The sequence below is a fragment of the Pseudoalteromonas sp. 0802 genome (genome assembly GCF_013350085.1).
Taxonomy (GTDB): domain Bacteria; phylum Pseudomonadota; class Gammaproteobacteria; order Enterobacterales; family Alteromonadaceae; genus Pseudoalteromonas.
The window spans coordinates 558536-577269 of sequence record NZ_JABVXE010000001.1; the positions used below are offsets into that span (position 1 = coordinate 558536).

The following is an 18734-nucleotide window of genomic DNA, read 5'->3' on the forward strand; positions in this document are numbered from 1 at the left end:
TAGGAACATTTATAGCACTAAAAAAGGCGCTTTAAAAGCGCCTTGCTGTCAAGAATGTGCTTAAACATGCCTTGATCTTAAAACATATCCTGGTAAGGGTTTGGTTTAGATAATAAAACTTTTTTATCAAAACCTGGGATTGTCATTGAATCTTCACTAATTTCAATACCATTTTCATCAATTAAGCCATCACCAAAACGATAAATTAGCTCATAATGACCTAAATCAGCGTGTTGTTGATAGTCAGCTTGCGCTTTGGCTACCTGAGTATGACGGTCTTGATATTGCGCCATAACCTCATCACCATGACGCTTTGCAAGCATCTTTAATGTAATTGCTGGTGATAACACAGTCGCCGTTGCGTTATTACCACCAAAGCCTTTTGAGTTAATGAAGGCAATATCCATTGCATCACATTGATAATGTTCAGTACGAATGTCTAAATGCTCGCTATACACATCATCTGCCACTTTATCGATTGTCGTAATACCCGGCATAATGTTGTGACTAAACACACCTAATGCCATAGCTAATTGGTCACCACTAGCTGGAGCAATGGTATGGCCAACATACGCTTTAGGCGCAGCAACCTTCCAATTATCAATTGCAAATGTTTCTGCCACTTTATGATAGATCAGTGATTCTGTTACGCGGTTTTGTGGTGTACTTGAGCCATGTGCCAAAATAAAGCTACGCTTTTGTACCGCCTCTTGGCCAACAATACTGTTTGCTAGTGCAACAGATTTTGCCATCGTGATGTAGTTACCTGGGCCCGGGGCTGTAATTGATTTTTTAATACCATCGGCATTGACGAACACATCTGCAACGCTGCCTAACACATCAGCGCCTAACTCTAATGCCAATGCATCATCCATTAATATAGCAACTTGTGCGCCTTCACCAATTGTAAAACCACAGTTTTCACCAAATGGACGGCTGGTACGGCGATGATCAACCACATCTGTATTATCAAGGCGCTTTAGGCCCTCTTCATTAGCAAGTGCGCTCATATTGCCAAAACCTTCAACGATTTCGGGTGTAATTGCACACTCAACAGACGCCACTATGGCTACACGCGTACGACCCGCTTGAATATCGTTTACAGCTGCACGCAGGTTATATAAAAACGTTGCACATGCACCTGATGTAGTAAAGGTTGTGCCCACATTGCCTGTTACATAAGCATTGATAAAGTCAGTCGACATGGTGTTTAAGCCAAGTGCAAGCTGTTTTGTACTCACACGGTCGCCCTGCTGACGCGCACGAATAAGTCCACCAAATCCTTCATTATCAACTTGACCAGCCACAGAAGCTGAGTAAGTGCCAATTTGATCAGGCTCAACGCTATTCATTACCTGCTGCCATGGCAGACCTGTCGAACGAATCGCATCGGTTGCGGCAAAGATAGTCGCTTGCAAGCCTCTTGGTTGATAACGGCTGTTATACATAGCCGAAGGTTCAAAACCTGTTGGTAATTGACCGGCCGCTTTAATTGGATTATCGCGCGTACTGTCATGTTTAATAGCAAGATCAGCACTAATTGTGACTTTAACTTTTTTATCATTTAATTCTTCAACCTGCCAAGCACTTGGTACTGGAGTTGGTAAATCACGGCGGCGCGTTTCAAAAACAATCTGCTGTTCACCTGACGCTGTTAACGTCATTTTTTGCTGCCATGGAGTCGCATCCACATCGAAGTGGTTTTTTTCAATTTTACGAATAAGTGTGCCAGCTAAAATTTCTTCACCGAACTTAGCTTCGATGTCTGATTCGGCAATGGTATTGCCTTGGGCATCTTTAAGTACACCTTCAGTAAGAGTGACTAAGTTCATTAATGTCGCTAAGCCTAAAAATGTCTCCTGACGGGCTTTAGCGTCCAAGCTGTCTAACACGATACGACGATAACCTTGATGAAAAGAAGTGCGGCCAGCGGCATTAATACCACCCATACCAACAATAACGGGTAATGCTGTCATAAAAAACCTTGAAAAAACGTGTTATGAGAATTAAGCCAAGTTTAAATGGATTAATTAATACGCTTTATGCTTAAATAGCCAAATAACATGCACAATAGGCCAAAAACAACTGGTCGGAGCAATTTGAGTGACGAAACTTCAACAAGTAAAAGCCATTGAAATTAGTATTTTGGTTTATCCCCACTTACTAATAACCAGTTTAACCTTGCCTATCGAAATGCTCAGAGCTGGTGAGGCCTTTGCAAAAAGCCATCGTCAGCAGAACGAATTTAAACCTCTAAGCATCAATTTAGTGGCAAGTAGTTTAAAAGCGATCCCTAATCGTACTGGGCTTTCAATTATGCCCGATTGCGAAACCGTCACCGCGCCTGCTAGTGACTTGATTATTGTGCCTGGGATTTGGCGAAACCCGCGTCCTGTGGTGAGCAAACAGCAAAGTTTGGTGAAATGGCTTGGTGATTCTTGGCAACAAGGCAGTCATATCATTGGTGTAGGCACAGGTAATTGTTTAGTTGCAGAAGCAGGCTTATTAGATGGCCACCCGGCTACCACCCACTGGCATTACGCAGAACAATTTAAACGTGACTACCCTAAAGTGCAGCTTAAGCCTGATTTTTTCATCACACAATCTGAGCGCATGTATACAGTTGCGAGTTTAAATGCCCTTGCCGATGTTATTGTGCATATTATTAGTCAATATTACGGACGAGAAGCGGCACAACATGTTGAGCGTAATTTCTCCCATGAAATTCGTAAGCCCTATGAAGATCAGCGCTACCTTGAGGGTGCCGTCGATAAACACCCAGATGAACTCATCGCACAAATTCAATTTTGGCTAAAAAACAATTTAACATCTGAACTGACTCTGCAAGAAATTGCAGCACAATTTAGTTTAAGCTACCGTACTTTTACTCGCCGTTTTCGCCAAGCCACCAGCCAAACTCCTGTGGAGTATTGGCAACAGTTGCGGGTACAAACTGCAAAAGAGTTATTAGCCTCTTCAAATTTGTCTATTCAAGAAGTTGCACTGGAAGTTGGTTATAACGACCAAGGTCACTTAACACGGGTATTCAAGAAAGTGCTTTCACAAACACCTAGTGAATATCGCACAGTCGTTAGACGAAAACTATTTGGATAAAGCTAAAATGCCGGAAATGTTCTAAGCCAAGGTCAGATTAATCATATTTAAGTTGCTGAATTAAAAATTATTACTAAGCTTTTAGTTAGTTGTATAGGTATTTGTTTGAGTCTAAAAATGTATCAGCTTGATTATGATGAGTTAGTGCAAAGTTGGAATAAAACCCTCGAAGTTTTAGCCCTTTTTGCTGATGTGCCCGTCGCCTTAGTAATGAAGGTAGAAAATAATATTATTAGTGTGTTTTCAAAAAACAATAACCAAGATAACCCTTATGAAATTGGTGATAGTGAAGAGTTAGAAGATTCAGGCCTTTATTGTGAGCATGTCGTAAAAACACAAAACTTACTGAATATTCCCAACGCACTTATTGATGAAGACTGGAAAGAAAATCCAGATATCAAGCTTAATATGATTTCTTATTTAGGTTTACCAATATGTGCAGGAGACACCACCCCATTTGGCACAATCTGTATCCTTGATAGCAAACCCCATGAATACAACGAGCCCGTGATAAAGCTACTCGAAACCATTAAGCAAAGCTTCGAAACCCAACTGAAATTATTGCATCAGCAAAAACAAGCGTTTGAACAACAACAATTTGCTGAACTGGCCACTTTAATTAGAGGAATAGCCCACGAGCTCAACACACCACTTGGTAACTGTATTACAGCAGTTGATGTTACCCGGCTTGCTGTCAAAGAAACACAAACCAGACTTATAAAAAAACGACTTAGCCAACAAACGCTGCAAAATACTTTAGAGACTTTATTAAATACCAACGAACTCCTAGACAGAAACTTAACTTCATCTGCTTATAAAATACGTATTTTACAAGATTTGCTTTATACCAAGTCACAATCAAGTAAAACAATCATGACGTTAGAGCAACTCTCTGAGTCATTGTATAAGCACTTAGATGAGCAAATAAAACATCGCGGTATCAAATTAGATATTAATTATCAAAAACCTCATAGCCAAATTGAAGTTGATATAGACTTACTCAAGCAAGTGCTGTTTATTTTATTACAAAACTCAATTGAGCATGCATTCAACAATATTACAGACCCTTTAATAGAAATTGATATTTTTGATTTTGATGAGGTGTTAAAAATTCACTACACAGATAACGGCACCGGTATCAGCAGCACTGAACTAAGCTCAATTTTCACCCCATTTTATAAAGGTAAAAACAACCAATCAGGTATAGGGCTTGGCCTCAGCATAGCGAAGAAAATAGTTAGCCAACAACTGCAAGGCGATATTTGCGTACAAGAAAGTGATGTAGGCGCCCACTTTTTAATTAGCTTGCCTAAGTAAGCTAATAACTTTAAATGTCTTTCGTAAATAAAATCTTGCTAGTTTGTGGGCTGTCTCTGTCTTCATAACCCGCTATGGCATAACCATTTTTGATAAGCAGACTCAGCATTGCAGGAAAACGGTTCATAGACTTAACCTTTATGGCTCGGTAATTGTTGACTTTAACCCATGCTTCTTGCGCATTTAATAAAGCCTGTGCAATGCCCTGCCCTCTACATTTTGGTGCAACCGCCCCAAGCCAGCTATAGAAAGTGTTTGAATCTAACGCATAACCCAGCTTATAGGCCACAGGCTCATTATCGATATAAGCCACTAAAGCTAGATGCTCAACATCCGCACACTTTGTTTGTAATTTACTGAGGGTATTTCGGCCATCAAACTCAGGAATTTGACTATCGACAAGTAACAAATCGTCTAAACTAGCTGGCTTTATTATGTAACTTTTTTCCATTTGCTACTTTGTTGTATGAGTGCTTGAATACATGATCAAATTTTGTTGCTCTATTTGTTTGTATAGAGCAACTCGCTTTTGGATTAATGCAATTTCAACTTTAGAAAGCTGTTCATTTAACTTAGTAATATACACTAGCGCTGATTGATAATATTCAGTGTTTGGTACAATCGCATTAACCGTATGACTTATAACAAAACAGAGTGAAGTCAGAATAAACAAGAATAATTTCATATATATAAGTCCCTTTTTTATGCCTTATGAAACAAAGTATATCAATACCAAAAAGCATTTAAATACTATGGTTAGAAACTCACTTCTAACTTCTAAATTCTAACCTCTATTACCTTCTAACTTCACTTTTCTTTTCGATAATACAACTTTGAATAGCGTTTTACACGAGCATGTACACCGCGCCCTAAGCTCTTAAACTTAGCTTCAAGTACATCTACGCCATATAAAATACCCACCACCAGCACCGATAGTTTTATTGCAGCTAGTAAGTTGTCGGTGGCAATAACAACACCAATTGATGCTAATACCCATATCGTTGCAGCAGATGTTACACCAACTACCGCACCATCTTTTGCAAGCATCACCCCTGCACCTAAAAAGCCGATACCAGTAATGATCTGGCCAACTACACGTGAATGATCAATATCTTCCCCATGCAACATAAACGCTGTTGATAGAAACAAATAAGTACCCAACACAATGAGCGCTGAAGTTCGAATACCCACAGGTTTACCGCGTAATTGACGCTCCATACCAATAATTGCGCCGCAAAAAGCGGCGCTACCAATTGCTGACCAAGAATAAGGGGCAATATCAAATAAACTACTCAGTGTCACTGCACTTCCAAATCAAACTAACAATCAAAATTATAAATAAAAGGCCATCGCTGTACTGAGCCGTGATGAGCCAAAACTAGCCATTTTGCTAAAGTCGGCTTTGGCTATTGGTACATGCTGACAATCAATCGCCAATTGTTTTTCGTTTTCACAAAACGGGTCATGCACATACAAGCAATGCTCATCAATATGCGTTACACACACCCAATGGGGTGACTTTTTACCATCAAATCGATAAGTGCTGATCAATAACACCACCGCTTTACCCTCAGCAAGCCAATCTTCAATGGTAGCCAAGGTTAACTCTTGATAGCGTACTGGCAGTTTTGCAGCTATCGCTTCGGCTACAAACTGATTGTGTACGGTATGCAAAATGGCTTTTTTCTTTTCACTTCTTACACCATCAATAAACAAGGTATCACGGGTATTTAAAACAACATCGGCTTTAAAACCACGTTTCATTGCTGCAAGTGCTAACCCTAGAGGGTGACAACCGCCATGCCCTGAAGTCATGAAAATAGTCGTGGCTTCACGCCAGATATCCAGCTCTTTGAGTTGGCTCATTGCGGTATCATTCAATGATGACATTGCCATTAATAACGCCGCTGGGCCACAGGTAAATTCGGTAGTTTGCTGGTACCAAGGCGTGTGTTTATCAGCATTAAATTCGATATTACGACGAATGTTTTTTTGCATTCGATGGGCATCACTATGGTCATCATAATAATCACTGTAATGACCAAACACCTGATAACCCAGTTTTTCATATAAGCGAATTGCTGATTGGTTGTTTACCGCAACTTCTAAGCGCATGTATAAACGGCCCCGTTTAGCCGTTTCATTTTCAAGCGCAAGAAGTATCTGTGAAGCAATCCCTTTGCCTTGCTGCGATTGCAAAACCGCCAGTGAATATAACCGGGCAAGGCGCGTCCCTTTGTGACACCACACTAAACCATAACCAACTAGTTGATTATCTACTTCAGCCACCATCAATAAGCCGTGAGTTGCGCTGATCCAGCGTTTTAAACTACGGCTACTTAATCTATCTTGGCTAAAGCTTTGCTCTTCAATGGCTACAAGAGCTGTCAAATCCGCAGCCTGTGCAAAGCGGATTTGACAAACAGATGCGTTCATTAACCGCGGCCTCGTGCTTCTAGGCGTTGTTTAAACTCATCCATAATGATCATATAAAGCTCATCACCTAAATAGGCATCTTCGACTTTATGGTCGATACTTGGGTTGTCATTCACTTCTAACACGTATGCTTTACCTTGATGCTCTTTAACATCAACACCATACAAACCTTTACCCACTGTTTTACAGGCTTTTAATGCTGCATCAAGTACCACTTTAGGTAGCTCAAAGGTTGGCAAGGTCTCAAAGCCACCTGAGAAGAAGCGTTTTGCATCATGGTTATAAATTTGCCAGTGATTACGGGCCATCAAATAACGACACGCATAAATTGCACGGCCATTTAACACCCCGACACGCCAGTCGTATTCGGTGTACATGTACTCTTGTGCAAGCACAAGTGCACTGAACTCAAACAGCTCAGTTAACTTAGCAACTAACTCATCACGATTAGCGACTTTAAATACGCCTTTTGAGAAAGAGCCTTCTGGCATTTTTAATACCAGTGGGTAGCTGAAGTTTGCTTCTAAACTTTCAATTGTCTCTTCACTTGTATCAGCGACAACGTGAGTTTTTAAACTCGGCACTTTTTGATAATTAAAGGCATCGTGCAAATACACTTTATTACAACAGCGCAGTATCGATTCTGCATCATCTATGACCACTAACCCTAAGCTTTGCGCTTTACTCGCTAAACGATAGGTTGGATGGTCGATGGCTGTGGTTTGACGAATAAACAACGCATCAAATTGTGCAATATTGGTAATTTCATCAAATGTCAGTGCTTGAGCATAAATACCGTGCTTAGCGGCTGCTTTTATAAATTTAGCAATGGCATCTTTATCACTTGGCGGCACTTTTTCTTGGTGATCAACCAATATAGCCATATCCCAACGATAACGACGTTTTTTATCGTGAATACGCCACACTGACTCTGTAAAGCTGCTGAGTTGTTTTACAAACTCTGTAAAGCCAGTGTCATCTAATGATGCAATTGTGCCTTGTTTTACAACACCTTGCTCATCACACACCAAAATAGGCGCAGGATATTGCGAGAATAACGCTTTGGTTGCTTTACTTTGCTGCTCTTTATCTGTGTGACCAAAAAATACAGTGCCACCAGCAAGCGCTTTATGACGCGTGCTGTATTCATCGCTACGTAGCGCATTAATTGTTTTTACACTTGGTAATACCTGGTGCTTTCTTGCTTCAGCAAGCAAAGAACAATAATAACCTTTACTTAAATACTGCCCTGTATCACACAAGTTTAAAATGCGTGTTTTTGGCTCATTATGTTTTGGGTAATCACGTAAGTAGGTGTCAAAGGTAATGACATTTTCGAAATTTTGAGCAATACGTTGCTCATTGTTATCAACCACAATCAAGGTTTTAAACACGACTTTTCCTAAATGAAGCCATAAATAAAATGAAAAACACCCAACCAATTAAGTGAACGCATGAGGCTAAACTTCACTTAACTAGATGGGTGCTTGAAATACCAATACGCATTAATTGGGAATTAAGCGTATTGGTATAAGCCTTAAGCTTGATGTGATTTATAGAGGTTTTTTTGCTTTGTGACCAACGAGATATTTTTTACTTGAAGATGAAATTTACTGATTAAAAATACCATTAATTAAATTAAATGATCTATGATGTACAACTGTATATTGCCAGCAATAGAGAGTTCAACTTCATCATCAAGGCTCTTTCCAATCAATTGCTTACCTAACGGTGCTTCTCGGGTTACAACATAAATAGGCTGCTCTTTTACGGTGACCACTAAGCCACCAGCACTTGGGCCCATAAAAAACCACTTTGCGTTATCTTGCTCATCGATAAGACACACTAATGCACCTTCACGAACCTTATTAAACTCGCTTTCTTTAAACACTGTATTGAATGCTTGTATGTCACGGTAGCATTCATTAACTCGCTCAGCTTGCCCTTGCGCTAAATAAGCGGCTTCTAAACCCAAGGTATCGTATTGAGTTTCAGCAACACTTTCTTCGTGGGTTGCAGCGTCATGAGCCGCTTTTGCCGCTGCTTTGGCGTTTTGCAGTTGTGCCTCTAGCGCAAAGCGTAAATGTTCAATTACGTGTGTTTTATTCATATCAAAGCAGTTAAAACAGAAAAGCCGCTATTCTATGGAAAAATAGCGGCTGATGAAAGTAAGTTATAAAACTGACTTACGGCATATCCATATAGGCTTTGGTTTTATCATCCAGTGTTTGTGTGTAATTTTCTGAACTTAACCCCAATAACTGCGGCAAGGTAGCGGCGATACAAATCGATGAGAAGGTTCCCACCACAATGCCTGCAAATAACGCAATGGCAAAGCCCGTTAATGCAGCACCAGCAAGCAACCAAATACAGGCAATGGTCGCAAGTGTTGTGCCTGAGGTGATCAACGTACGTGTTAAGGTAGAACCAATTGCATCGTTAATCACAACATGGGTGTTAATGCGTTGATTGTCTGGCTGAATACGTAAAAGCTCTCTGACTCTGTCGCCAACAATAATTGAGTCATTTAATGAATAGCCAATAATAGCCAGTAAACTCGCCAGCACGGTTAAATTAAACTCAAGCCCAAGTAAGGAAAACAAGCCCAGCACTAAAGTTAAATCATGTAACAGTGCAACCACTGAACCTACTGCGAGTCGCCATTCAAAGCGCACGGCAAGATAAACCATAATTGCAATCAGCGCCGCAAATAAAGCTAAACAACCTTGTTCAAAAAGCTCATCACCCACTTGTGAGCCTAAAAATGAGCTAGATAATACGCTATAGTCTACACCTTGCTCATTCAGCTCTGCTTGCCAAGTACTGGCTTTGCTAGCCTCTGGCGCTTCTCTTAAAACAAAGTGATATTCACCCGCTTTAGTGATGGTTAATTTGCTCGCAACCTCAGGGCTTAACTTTGCCTTTAAATCAGCAATTGTCTTGACTGACGTTGTGTTAATTTCACTGATGTAGCCACCTGTAAAATCAAGGCCAAAATTTAGTCCTTTTACAGATAAAACAACTAGGCTCGCGATGACTAAAACACAGCTTAGCACTAGCCCTAAAACGCGTGCTTTACTCGCTGCAGTTAATGTTGACCAACTCATGCTTTAGCCCCCGTTAAATTGGTTAGTTTAATGTAAAGTGTTTGGCTAAGCGCTTTCGAAATATAAACGCCAGTAAAGACGCTGGTTAATAGCCCAAGTGCTAAGGTGATTGCAAAGCCTTTCACCGGCCCATAACCAATGGCATATAGGATAATTGCTGTGATCATGGTTGTTACATTGGCATCCAAAATGGTCGTAAATGCTTGGTTATAGCCTTGCTCAATCGCTTGGTAAGTAGGTCGACCTTTACGTTTCTCTTCTTTTATTCGCTCAAAGATAATCACATTGGTATCAACTGCCATACCTATGGTCAGTACAAGCCCTGCAATACCCGGTAAGGTCAGCACAACACCCGGTAATAACGACATTAAACCAACTAAAGCCGTTAAATTAAGCAGTAAAGCAATATTGGCTATCAGCCCTAAGCGACGATACCAAAGCGCCATAAAGGCAAGAGTAATTCCGATACCCAGCATTAACGCAGCTAAACCGTGTTCAATGTTTTCACTGCCTAAGCTTGGACCTATGGTTTGTTCTTGAACGATTGTCACTGGCGCTGTGAGCGACCCTGCGCGTAGTAAAAGCGCTAAATCGTAGGCTGCTTGCGGGCTTTTCATATTAGTAATGCTAAAACGAGAACTTAAATGCTGGGCAATGTTTGCCACATTGATCACTTCGCTTTTTTTAACAACGTCGCCATTTGCATCCCGTGAGTATTCTGAGTACACCGTGGCCATTGGCTTACCTATGTTGTGCTTCGAAAAAGTAGACATCGCATCGCCACCTTGCGAATCTAAACTGAGCTGAACTAAAGGCTTGCCCCACTCATCTTTGCCAACACTGGCATTATTAATGTGATCACCTGAAAAAATAGCCATCGGATTTAAATTAACAACGCCACCGCCTTGTACATTAAACGCTTTACCACCTACTTCGACGACCTGATAAAAATCGAGGGTCGCAGTTGCACCAATAATACGTTTCGCTTCTGATGGGTCCTGCACACCAGGTAACTCAATGCGAATGCGCTGCTTACCTTGTCTTTGCGTTACCGCTTCTGTGATACCAAGCTCTTCAATGCGACCACGCAGGGTTGTTAGGCTTTGCGCCATAACTTGTTTATTGAATTCGTTTTGGCTTTGCTCGTTAAAATGTAGTAATACCGTGGTTAGGTTATTCGTTGTTGATTTAGTTTCCATCAGGCCTTTGAATTGACCTTGTAACGTTGAGACGAGCCCTGCAAGTTGCTCCTCGCCACTTGGTAAAATTTGTAGTTCAACCCCTTCTTTTACTTCACTTGCACGGATCCCACGAATTTTGTCTTTACGAAGCGTCAATTTAGTTTGTTGATACACACTGTTTAAGTGCTCTTGCATTGCTTTATCTAGGTCAACATCAAGCACAAATAACACCCCACCATTTAGGTCGAGTCCCAACTTAATCGGTGAGAGACCCAGCTGCTGAAGCCATTGAGGGCTTGTCGCATGCTCAACAATTTTAGCCTCTAGCTGAGGGTATTGCGTTTTTATAAAACTCAGCGCATTAGCACTTTGAGTCGGCTCAGCTAATAAAATAGCCAGTTTTGCTTGGCTATCATTGGCTTCAGTCACTTCAAAACCGTGTTGATTTAGTGACGTTGTCACACTTTGCAGCGTCACTGTTTGATCTGGCAAGCTAATGTGCAACCAAGATTTGTTAGGGTAAAGGTTAGGTAGTGCGCTAACCGCTAATAAAATACACGCCGCTATCATTGCGACATAACTCATTTTTAGTCGACGCCATAGCGCCGGCTTAGATTTATGTGACATACATGACTTCCTTCCGGCATTGTCAGCCGGTAAAAATTTAATTCCAAAAAATAAAAAGTAACGAAGGAAGTCGTTTAGCTATGGTAGGTCGTATTGGCTTTGTACAAAAGATTAGCGTCTTTCCAACCACTAATGCGGGATTTACGTTGAGTGGCTAATGCAAACCATGGGATCACACGCACAGCACCTGGCGGCGCTAAAAAGTTCTCTTTTCTCCAGTCTTCAGCAAAGAATTCAATTAATAGCTCGTAATCAGGATCAACCTGACTGTGATAAAGAAATAATGATGAATTACTGGCAGTTAAACGCGGCACTAGGGTATCAAACCCCGACGGCTCTACCGGTTTAGGATGTTCAACTGTATGAGTTTGTGAAATAACTGGGGTTTTAGTCAGCTCGACTTGGAACAATTTTGTCGCAGCAAAGTGTGAGTGAGTGTCAGGCATAGCCATGCTCTGTGCGCTAAAGAACACAGTAAATAGCAAGATAATGACTGAGAAAAACCGTAACAAGAATTGACCAATAAATTAAGTAGATACCGTGGGTATAATGGGGGTAAAAAAATAAAACACAAGGTATTACTAAAATAAAAGTGACTAAAACAAAAGCGGGCCTAATTAGGCCCGCTTAGTAATTTAACTTTGTTAAACTTCTAATGATGACATATCGATAACAAAGCGTGAGGCCATATCACCTTGCTTTAACTTATCAAAAGCGTCATTAATTTGGTCCATTTTGATCATTTCAACTTCAGGTAAAATATTATGTAACGCGCAGAAATCTAAGATTTCTTGAGTTTGCGCTATACCACCAATCAATGAGCCTGCAACACGGCGACGCCCCATTAATAATGGCACTGAGTTAGTCTCTTCAAGCTCACCTACTTGACCAACCAATACTTGCGTACCATCAATATCTAAAAGCGGAATATACGGCGTAAAGTCGTGTTTTACCGGAATAGTGTTAATGATCACATCAAATTGATTTGCATGCGCTTGCATGGCATCTTCATCGCTCGATACCAATAAATCTTTTGCGCCATAAGATAAAACCTGCTGTTTTTTCTTATCACTACGGCTAATCGCCGTAACATGTGCACCCATTGCAGCTGCGATTTTAATTGCCATGTGCCCTAAACCACCTAAACCAATCACACCAACACGGCTACCAGGGCCCACATTCCACGTACGTAGTGGCGAATACGTTGTGATACCCGCACATAAAATTGGTGCACATTTAGCAAGGTCTAAGCCTTCAGGCACACTTAGTACAAACTCTTCACGCACCACAATGTGTTTTGAATAACCACCTTGAGTGAGTTCACCACTAATGCGGTCTTGTCCTGAGTAAGTTCCTACCATACCTTCGCGACAAAACTGCTCTTCACCGTTATGACACTGATCACAGCTTAAACAGCTATCAACCATACAACCCACAGCAACATTATCGCCCACTTTATATTTAGTAACGCCGCTGCCTACTTCAAGGACGCGACCAACGATTTCGTGGCCTGGTACCACTGGGTACTGAGTCCAGCCCCAGTCGTTTTCTGCGGTGTGTAAGTCTGAATGGCACACGCCACAATATAGAATTTCAATTGATACATCTTCATCACGAAGTGCACGGCGTTCAAAATGATACGGCTCTAATGGTTTTTCAGAATCATGTGCTGCATAACCGACGGTTTTCATGCTTACTCCTTAGTTTTCTTCGTGTTTTACTCATGCATTTAACTAATTTGCTAATGCGCTTGTGTATAATGCATTCAGTATAGAGGTAAATTAACAAATTACACTTGCCTAAAACACGAAAGCTTTTGCCTATTTTTATCAAATTGATTTTTAAGAGACCCCCATGCGTGGAATGAGCCGCAAAGAACAGGTGACGAGATCGCCTGATGCAATGACCCTATCACAAAGCATAAAAACACTCTGGCCCTATTTAATGACCTTTAAAGGCCGGGTTATTTTAGCCGTCTTAGCGCTTATTGCTGCAAAAGGCGCCACATTGCTGATGCCTTGGGCACTAAAAGAAATAATTGACGCGGTTGATGCGAGTATCAACCCGCTATTAAGCGTTCCTATTGCCTTGCTGATCGCTTATGGTTTGCTGCGCTTTGCCAGTGTATTTTTTGGTGAAGTACGCGATGCGTTATTTGGCCGTGTTACTGAGCACGCAATGCGCCATATTGGCTTAAAAGTATTTAAACACTTGCATAGTTTAGAACTTGCCTTTCATCTTGACAGGCAAACAGGCGGTATCAGTCGCGATATAGAGCGTGGCACAAGTGGCCTCAGCTTTTTAATGCGCTTTTTGATGTTTAATATCGTACCTACCCTATTTGAAATAATCACAGTAGCCATTATTTTTGCAACCTTGTTTTCACCTTGGTTTGCACTGGTCACATTAATTGCGGTTGCTAGTTACATTGCTTTTACTGTGATTGTAACTCAGTGGCGTAACCGATTTATTCGTGAAGCAAATGCTGCCGATAACAACTCAAACACCCGTGCAATCGACAGCTTACTAAATTACGAAACCGTTAAGTACTTCAACAATGAACACTATGAAGCGAGAACCTACGACGGCTTTTTAGCTAAATGGGAGCAAGCAAGGCTTAAAAATCGTTTATCATTACTTGCGCTTAATTCAGGACAAGCACTTATTATAGCCACGGCTATAACAGCGCTAATGTGGCTTGGTGCCAGCTCAGTGGTCAATAAAGAGCTGACAATAGGTGAGCTTGTGATGATCAATGCTTATATGATCCAGTTATTTTTACCACTTAACTTTTTAGGTTTTGTTTATCGCGAGATACGCCGTGCGCTGACTGACCTTGAAAATATGCTGGGGCTGTTAAATCGAAAAGCCGCCATTAGCAATGACAAAGATGCAAAACCATTAAATGCAACCAAAGCTGCTATTCGATTTGAAAATGTGTCATTTAGTTACGACAAACAAAGGCCAATTTTAAATAACTTAAGCTTTGAGGTTACTTCTGGCAGCAAAGTGGCGATTGTGGGTGCCAGTGGCGCAGGTAAAAGTACTCTAAGCCGCCTGCTCTACCGTTTTTATGATGTTGATGCAGGTAAAATTTATATCGATGAGCAAGCAATCAACACAGTGACACTTGAAAGTTTGCGCCAAGCAATTGCCATCGTACCGCAGGATACCGTGCTATTTAATACCAGCATTCGCGAAAACATCGCTTACGGAAATCCAGCGGCAAGCGAAGATGAAATTGATCAAGCCATAAGCCTTGCCCATTTAGATGGATTTATTGCCAGCCTAGATAAAGGCGATAAAACCCTTGTTGGTGAACGCGGTTTAAAAGTATCAGGCGGTGAAAAACAACGCATTGCAATTGCCAGAGCCATTTTAAAGGGTTCACCCATTTTATTATTTGATGAGGCAACATCGGCGCTAGATTCGCATTCAGAACAAGCCATTCTCAGCGCGATGCGTGAAGTTGCACAAAGACATACCAGCTTAGTCATTGCGCATCGTTTATCAACAATTACTGACGCAGACAAAATTATTGTTATGAAACAAGGACAGGTTGTTGAGCAAGGTCAGCACCATCAACTGCTTGCAGCGAATAGTGAATACGCACGAATGTGGCAGTTACAGCAAAGCGAAGAATAAACACTGTTAACTAGTAGTTTAAATGATTAGAATAACCGCTTTATTTTTATCTATAACAAAAAGGCAACACGCAGATGGGCAGAGCTTATCAAAACAAAAAAGACTCAATGGCAAAAACTGCGGGTGCAAAAACCAAAGTTTATTCAAAGTACGGAAAAGAAATTTATATCTGCGCTAAGAATGGTGGTGTTGATCCCGATGGCAACTTAGCGCTTCGTCGCTTAATTGAGCGAGCTAAAAAAGACCAAGTACCTACGCATGTAATCGAGCGTGCAATCGATAAAGCCAAAGGCGGTGGCGGCGAAGATTACGTAGCAACTCGCTACGAAGGTTACGGCCCGGGCAACTGTATGATCATTGTTGACTGTTTAACCGACAACAACAAACGTACCTTTGCTGACGTACGTGTTTGTTTTACAAAAGCGAATGCAAAAATTGGTGCGCAAAACTCAGTATCACACTTATTTGATCACCTCGCTATTTTTGTATTTGATGGTGATGATGACGAGGCTGTTTTAGAAGCACTAATGATGGCTGATGTTGATGTAACAGATGTAGAAGTTGAAGACGGTAAAGTGACTGTATTCGCTCCACATACTGAGTACAACAATACCCGTACAGCACTTGAAGAAATGGGAATTACTGATTTCCACGAAGATCTAATTGCTTTTGTGCCGCAAGTAGAAGCACCCATTGAAGGTGAAGACGTTGAAGTCATGGAGCGCTTTTTAGCCATGCTAGAAGACTGTGACGACGTACAAAACGTTTACCACAACGCACAGTTTTAATTAAAAAGGCCAACCAAGTTGGCCTTTTACCTTTTAGCCCAAAGGAATCAACATTGAATACCCTCGAAGAGTTAAAAGCCGGTTCTCTACAAGGTTGTACACGGCTTCAGCTTGTTGCAAAACTAACCGAATTCCCAAAAGAAATTTATACCCTAGCCGATACGTTAGAAATCCTCGATTTATCTAATAATCAGCTAAGTGATTTACCTGACGATTTTTACAAACTAAAAAATCTCAAACGGCTGTTTTTATCATTTAATCAGTTTAAACATATTCCAGACGTGCTAAGAGAATGCCCAAACTTAATCATGGTGGCATTTAAAGGTAATCAAATTACTGAATTTAAAGCGCACTGTTTGCCAACGCAGATTGAATGGTTGATCTTAACGGATAATCAAATCCCCGCTTTACCTGATACATTTGGTGAGTACAGTAAGCTTAAAAAGCTCGCACTGGCAGGTAATCAGTTAACACATTTGCCAGTCTCAATGGCTAATTGTAAAGAGCTTGAGCTAATACGTTTAAGTGCCAATAAGCTTACAAAAGTTGAAGATTGGCTTTTAGCTTTACCGAAACTTGCTTGGCTTGCCTTCTCTGGTAACGATTTAAATCGCTCAACTAGTTTACACTGTGAGCAGTTTAGCAAAATCGCACTGGATGAAATCGAAGTTAAAAAGCAGATTGGCCAAGGCGCATCTGGGGTTATTCATTTGGCCAACTGGCATCAACGTCCTGTTGCCCTTAAGTTATTTAAAGGCGAGATCACCAGTGATGGCTATCCACTTGATGAGCTAAATTGCTGTTTAAAAGCCAGTGAGCATCCAAATCTCATAAAAGCATTAGGCTATGTCGAAGAAAAATCACAACTTGGTTTAGTGATGGAGCTTATCAGTAAAGAGTTCACAAATCTTGGTTTGCCGCCCTCCCTTGCAACTTGTACCCGAGACACATTCGAAGACAACTGTCAGTACGCGCCAGAAATGGTGCTAAAAATCGTCAAGCAAATGGCAAGTACCCTCGCCCATTTGCATCAAAAACAAGTAAGCCATGGTGACATTTATGCCCATAACAGCATGATCAATTCACATGGCGAGTTATTATTTGGTGACTTTGGTGCTGCAACTGACTTATCAATACTGCCGCCTAATCAACAGCTGCTATTAGAAGGCATTGAAGTACGTGCCCTTGGTTATTTCATCGATGATTTACTGACTGTAGTCACAGAACAGAACGACATTACCAACATGCTTGCTGACATAGCTCAAGAATGCTTAGGACTCAACTCAGACAAACGCCCTCGCTTTTCTGAGCTAGTTTCGCGATTATGAGTGTAGGTAATTATAAATAAAGCCTCAGTGAGGCTTTATTTTTGCTTGTTAAACGGAAACACCTGCTGCTTTAACATCCCTTCAGCCACTTGAAACTGCTCAGCCCTAAATAGCCGATGATAAAGACGTGCCATGCTATAAAAATCCATTTATCAATTTTTTGCAGCTTAACATAGAAGAATTTAGGAACAAATATACGCTGAGTCATCACGAAAATGTGTAAATAAAGAATTAATAGCGAAGAACTGTCTAATATTATTGAACATCCATATCCTTATAAAACGATTTAGGCTTATAAAAGAATAAGCCCTTAACTATTACTGAAATGCTTTATCAAACTTATCTTGATCAAGGTATTTATCAAATGCACCTAAAGCATTACCCACACTTGGCTCAGCCATTAACTCTTGCATTGCAACTTCACCGACAATACCGAATGCGTTTTCCATTGCTCCCTGACCGCCGACTTCTATCGCCGCCTTAGCTTGCTTTGGACAGTCTTCAGTTAATAAACGCGTAACTAACGCACCAACATAGCGATTAGTGTCATCCATATCTTGCTCTGTCACGTTCGCGAAAGGCTTAATTATACTATGCGTCGACATACCCAGATAAATCCACTTAGCGAGATTTTTCCGTTCTTTGCCATTTAGTGAATCAGTTAAACACACTGCAAGTTGCTGAGCTTCTTCTGATGCTGAAGCATAACTAGGCAGTAACGACATTACAAAGAGTGAAGTAGTTAATAAGATTTTTTTCATTATTTTCCTCATAAACTGGGATTAACCATAGAATTCTACTTCAGTTTTTACACCAAATGGTAAAATGAATTCTCTAAATTCAGGGTCCCCTTGCTGAGCTTTTGGATATTTAAGGTTATACATATTCTTTTTAAACATATTTAAGAATTGCTTATTTTGCAGCTTATTATCCAATACACTGACTTTGACTACATCACCCGCTTGATTAACCATCATCATAAATAAAATTTTATCATCAGATCGTCTGAAGTCGTCTTTTGCTTTTGTTATCACATCTTTGGGAATATTAAAATCGGGTAGGTTTTTATCTTGTGTTGATGAGCAAGACACTAACAAGAGGCATAAAGGTATTAAAAATTTATTCATCATCTGTCCCTAAAAATGTTTAAAGACAAGATACTGTGAATAAATGCTTTTATCCAGCAAAAAC

General features: G+C 40.7%; 17 protein-coding genes. 5 read left to right on the plus strand and 12 right to left on the minus strand.

The features are described 5' to 3' along the window. Window positions 1–77: 77 nt before the first annotated feature. Window positions 78–1976, minus strand: coding sequence for a beta-ketoacyl synthase (locus HUS61_RS02650; protein WP_175082248.1), 1899 nt, complete (start codon window positions 1974–1976; stop codon window positions 78–80). 127 nt (window positions 1977–2103) lie between these two features. Here HUS61_RS02650 and HUS61_RS02655 point away from each other — a divergent pair, with 127 nt between their 5' ends. Continuing rightward, the gene (locus tag HUS61_RS02655) at window positions 2104–3114 is read left to right on the plus strand and encodes a GlxA family transcriptional regulator (RefSeq protein ID WP_175082247.1); all 1011 of its coding nucleotides are present in this window, start codon (window positions 2104–2106) and stop codon (window positions 3112–3114) included. A 105-nt stretch (window positions 3115–3219) separates the two neighbouring features. Beyond that, window positions 3220–4431, plus strand: a complete 1212-nt coding sequence (locus tag HUS61_RS02660; RefSeq protein ID WP_175082246.1) for an ATP-binding protein — start codon at window positions 3220–3222, stop codon at window positions 4429–4431. A 10-nt stretch (window positions 4432–4441) separates the two neighbouring features. Here the strand turns inward: HUS61_RS02660 and HUS61_RS02665 are convergent, their stop codons facing one another. From HUS61_RS02665 to HUS61_RS02705, 9 genes are all read right to left on the minus strand, one after another. Then, the gene (locus HUS61_RS02665) at window positions 4442–4882 is read right to left on the minus strand and encodes a GNAT family N-acetyltransferase (RefSeq protein WP_175082245.1); all 441 of its coding nucleotides are present in this window, start codon (window positions 4880–4882) and stop codon (window positions 4442–4444) included. A 356-nt stretch (window positions 4883–5238) separates the two neighbouring features. Beyond that, window positions 5239–5733 (minus strand): MgtC/SapB family protein, encoded by a 495-nt coding sequence (locus HUS61_RS02670; RefSeq protein WP_054551426.1) that lies wholly within the window; start codon window positions 5731–5733, stop codon window positions 5239–5241. A gap of 30 nt (window positions 5734–5763) precedes the next feature. Then, window positions 5764–6867: a GNAT family N-acetyltransferase/peptidase C39 family protein gene (locus HUS61_RS02675; RefSeq protein ID WP_175082244.1), complete on the minus strand. Its 1104-nt coding sequence runs from the start codon at window positions 6865–6867 to the stop codon at window positions 5764–5766. After that, window positions 6867–8261: a RimK family protein gene (locus HUS61_RS02680; protein WP_175082243.1), complete on the minus strand. Its 1395-nt coding sequence runs from the start codon at window positions 8259–8261 to the stop codon at window positions 6867–6869. The genes HUS61_RS02675 and HUS61_RS02680 overlap by 1 nt, the downstream gene beginning before the upstream one ends. 239 nt (window positions 8262–8500) lie before the next feature. Further along, window positions 8501–8977, minus strand: a complete 477-nt coding sequence (locus tag HUS61_RS02685) for a transcription elongation factor GreAB (RefSeq protein WP_175082242.1) — start codon at window positions 8975–8977, stop codon at window positions 8501–8503. Window positions 8978–9053: 76 nt separating this feature from the next. After that, window positions 9054–9974, minus strand: coding sequence for a protein translocase subunit SecF (gene secF / locus HUS61_RS02690; protein WP_175082241.1), 921 nt, complete (start codon window positions 9972–9974; stop codon window positions 9054–9056). After that, window positions 9971–11782 carry a protein translocase subunit SecD gene (gene secD, locus HUS61_RS02695; RefSeq protein ID WP_175082240.1) on the minus strand — a complete coding sequence of 604 codons (1812 nt, stop codon included), beginning with the start codon at window positions 11780–11782 and terminating at the stop codon, window positions 9971–9973. Before secD ends, secF begins: the two co-directional genes overlap by 4 nt. A 74-nt stretch (window positions 11783–11856) precedes the next feature. Next, window positions 11857–12228 carry a hypothetical protein gene (locus tag HUS61_RS02700; RefSeq protein WP_175082239.1) on the minus strand — a complete coding sequence of 124 codons (372 nt, stop codon included), beginning with the start codon at window positions 12226–12228 and terminating at the stop codon, window positions 11857–11859. A 198-nt stretch (window positions 12229–12426) separates the two neighbouring features. After that, the gene (locus HUS61_RS02705; protein ID WP_058585149.1) at window positions 12427–13473 is read right to left on the minus strand and encodes an NAD(P)-dependent alcohol dehydrogenase; all 1047 of its coding nucleotides are present in this window, start codon (window positions 13471–13473) and stop codon (window positions 12427–12429) included. A gap of 211 nt (window positions 13474–13684) precedes the next feature. Between HUS61_RS02705 and HUS61_RS02710 the strand changes: the two genes are divergently transcribed. The 3 genes from HUS61_RS02710 (at window position 13685) to HUS61_RS02720 (ending at window position 17543) form a co-directional block, all read left to right on the plus strand. Then, complete coding sequence (locus tag HUS61_RS02710) at window positions 13685–15427, plus strand: ABC transporter ATP-binding protein/permease (RefSeq protein ID WP_175082274.1); 1743 nt, start codon at window positions 13685–13687, stop codon at window positions 15425–15427. Between the two features lie 74 nt (window positions 15428–15501). After that, window positions 15502–16215: a YebC/PmpR family DNA-binding transcriptional regulator gene (locus HUS61_RS02715; protein WP_054561631.1), complete on the plus strand. Its 714-nt coding sequence runs from the start codon at window positions 15502–15504 to the stop codon at window positions 16213–16215. A gap of 53 nt (window positions 16216–16268) precedes the next feature. Then, entirely contained in the window at window positions 16269–17543 is a 1275-nt protein-coding gene (locus tag HUS61_RS02720; protein ID WP_175082238.1) for a protein kinase, read from the plus strand. Between the two features lie 317 nt (window positions 17544–17860). Here the strand turns inward: HUS61_RS02720 and HUS61_RS02725 are convergent, their stop codons facing one another. Continuing rightward, window positions 17861–18304: a hypothetical protein gene (locus HUS61_RS02725; protein WP_062564507.1), complete on the minus strand. Its 444-nt coding sequence runs from the start codon at window positions 18302–18304 to the stop codon at window positions 17861–17863. Window positions 18305–18325: 21 nt separating this feature from the next. After that, on the minus strand, window positions 18326–18670 hold the full coding sequence (locus HUS61_RS02730) for a hypothetical protein (RefSeq protein WP_138600582.1): 345 nt from the start codon (window positions 18668–18670) through the stop codon (window positions 18326–18328). Window positions 18671–18734 lie beyond the last annotated feature (64 nt).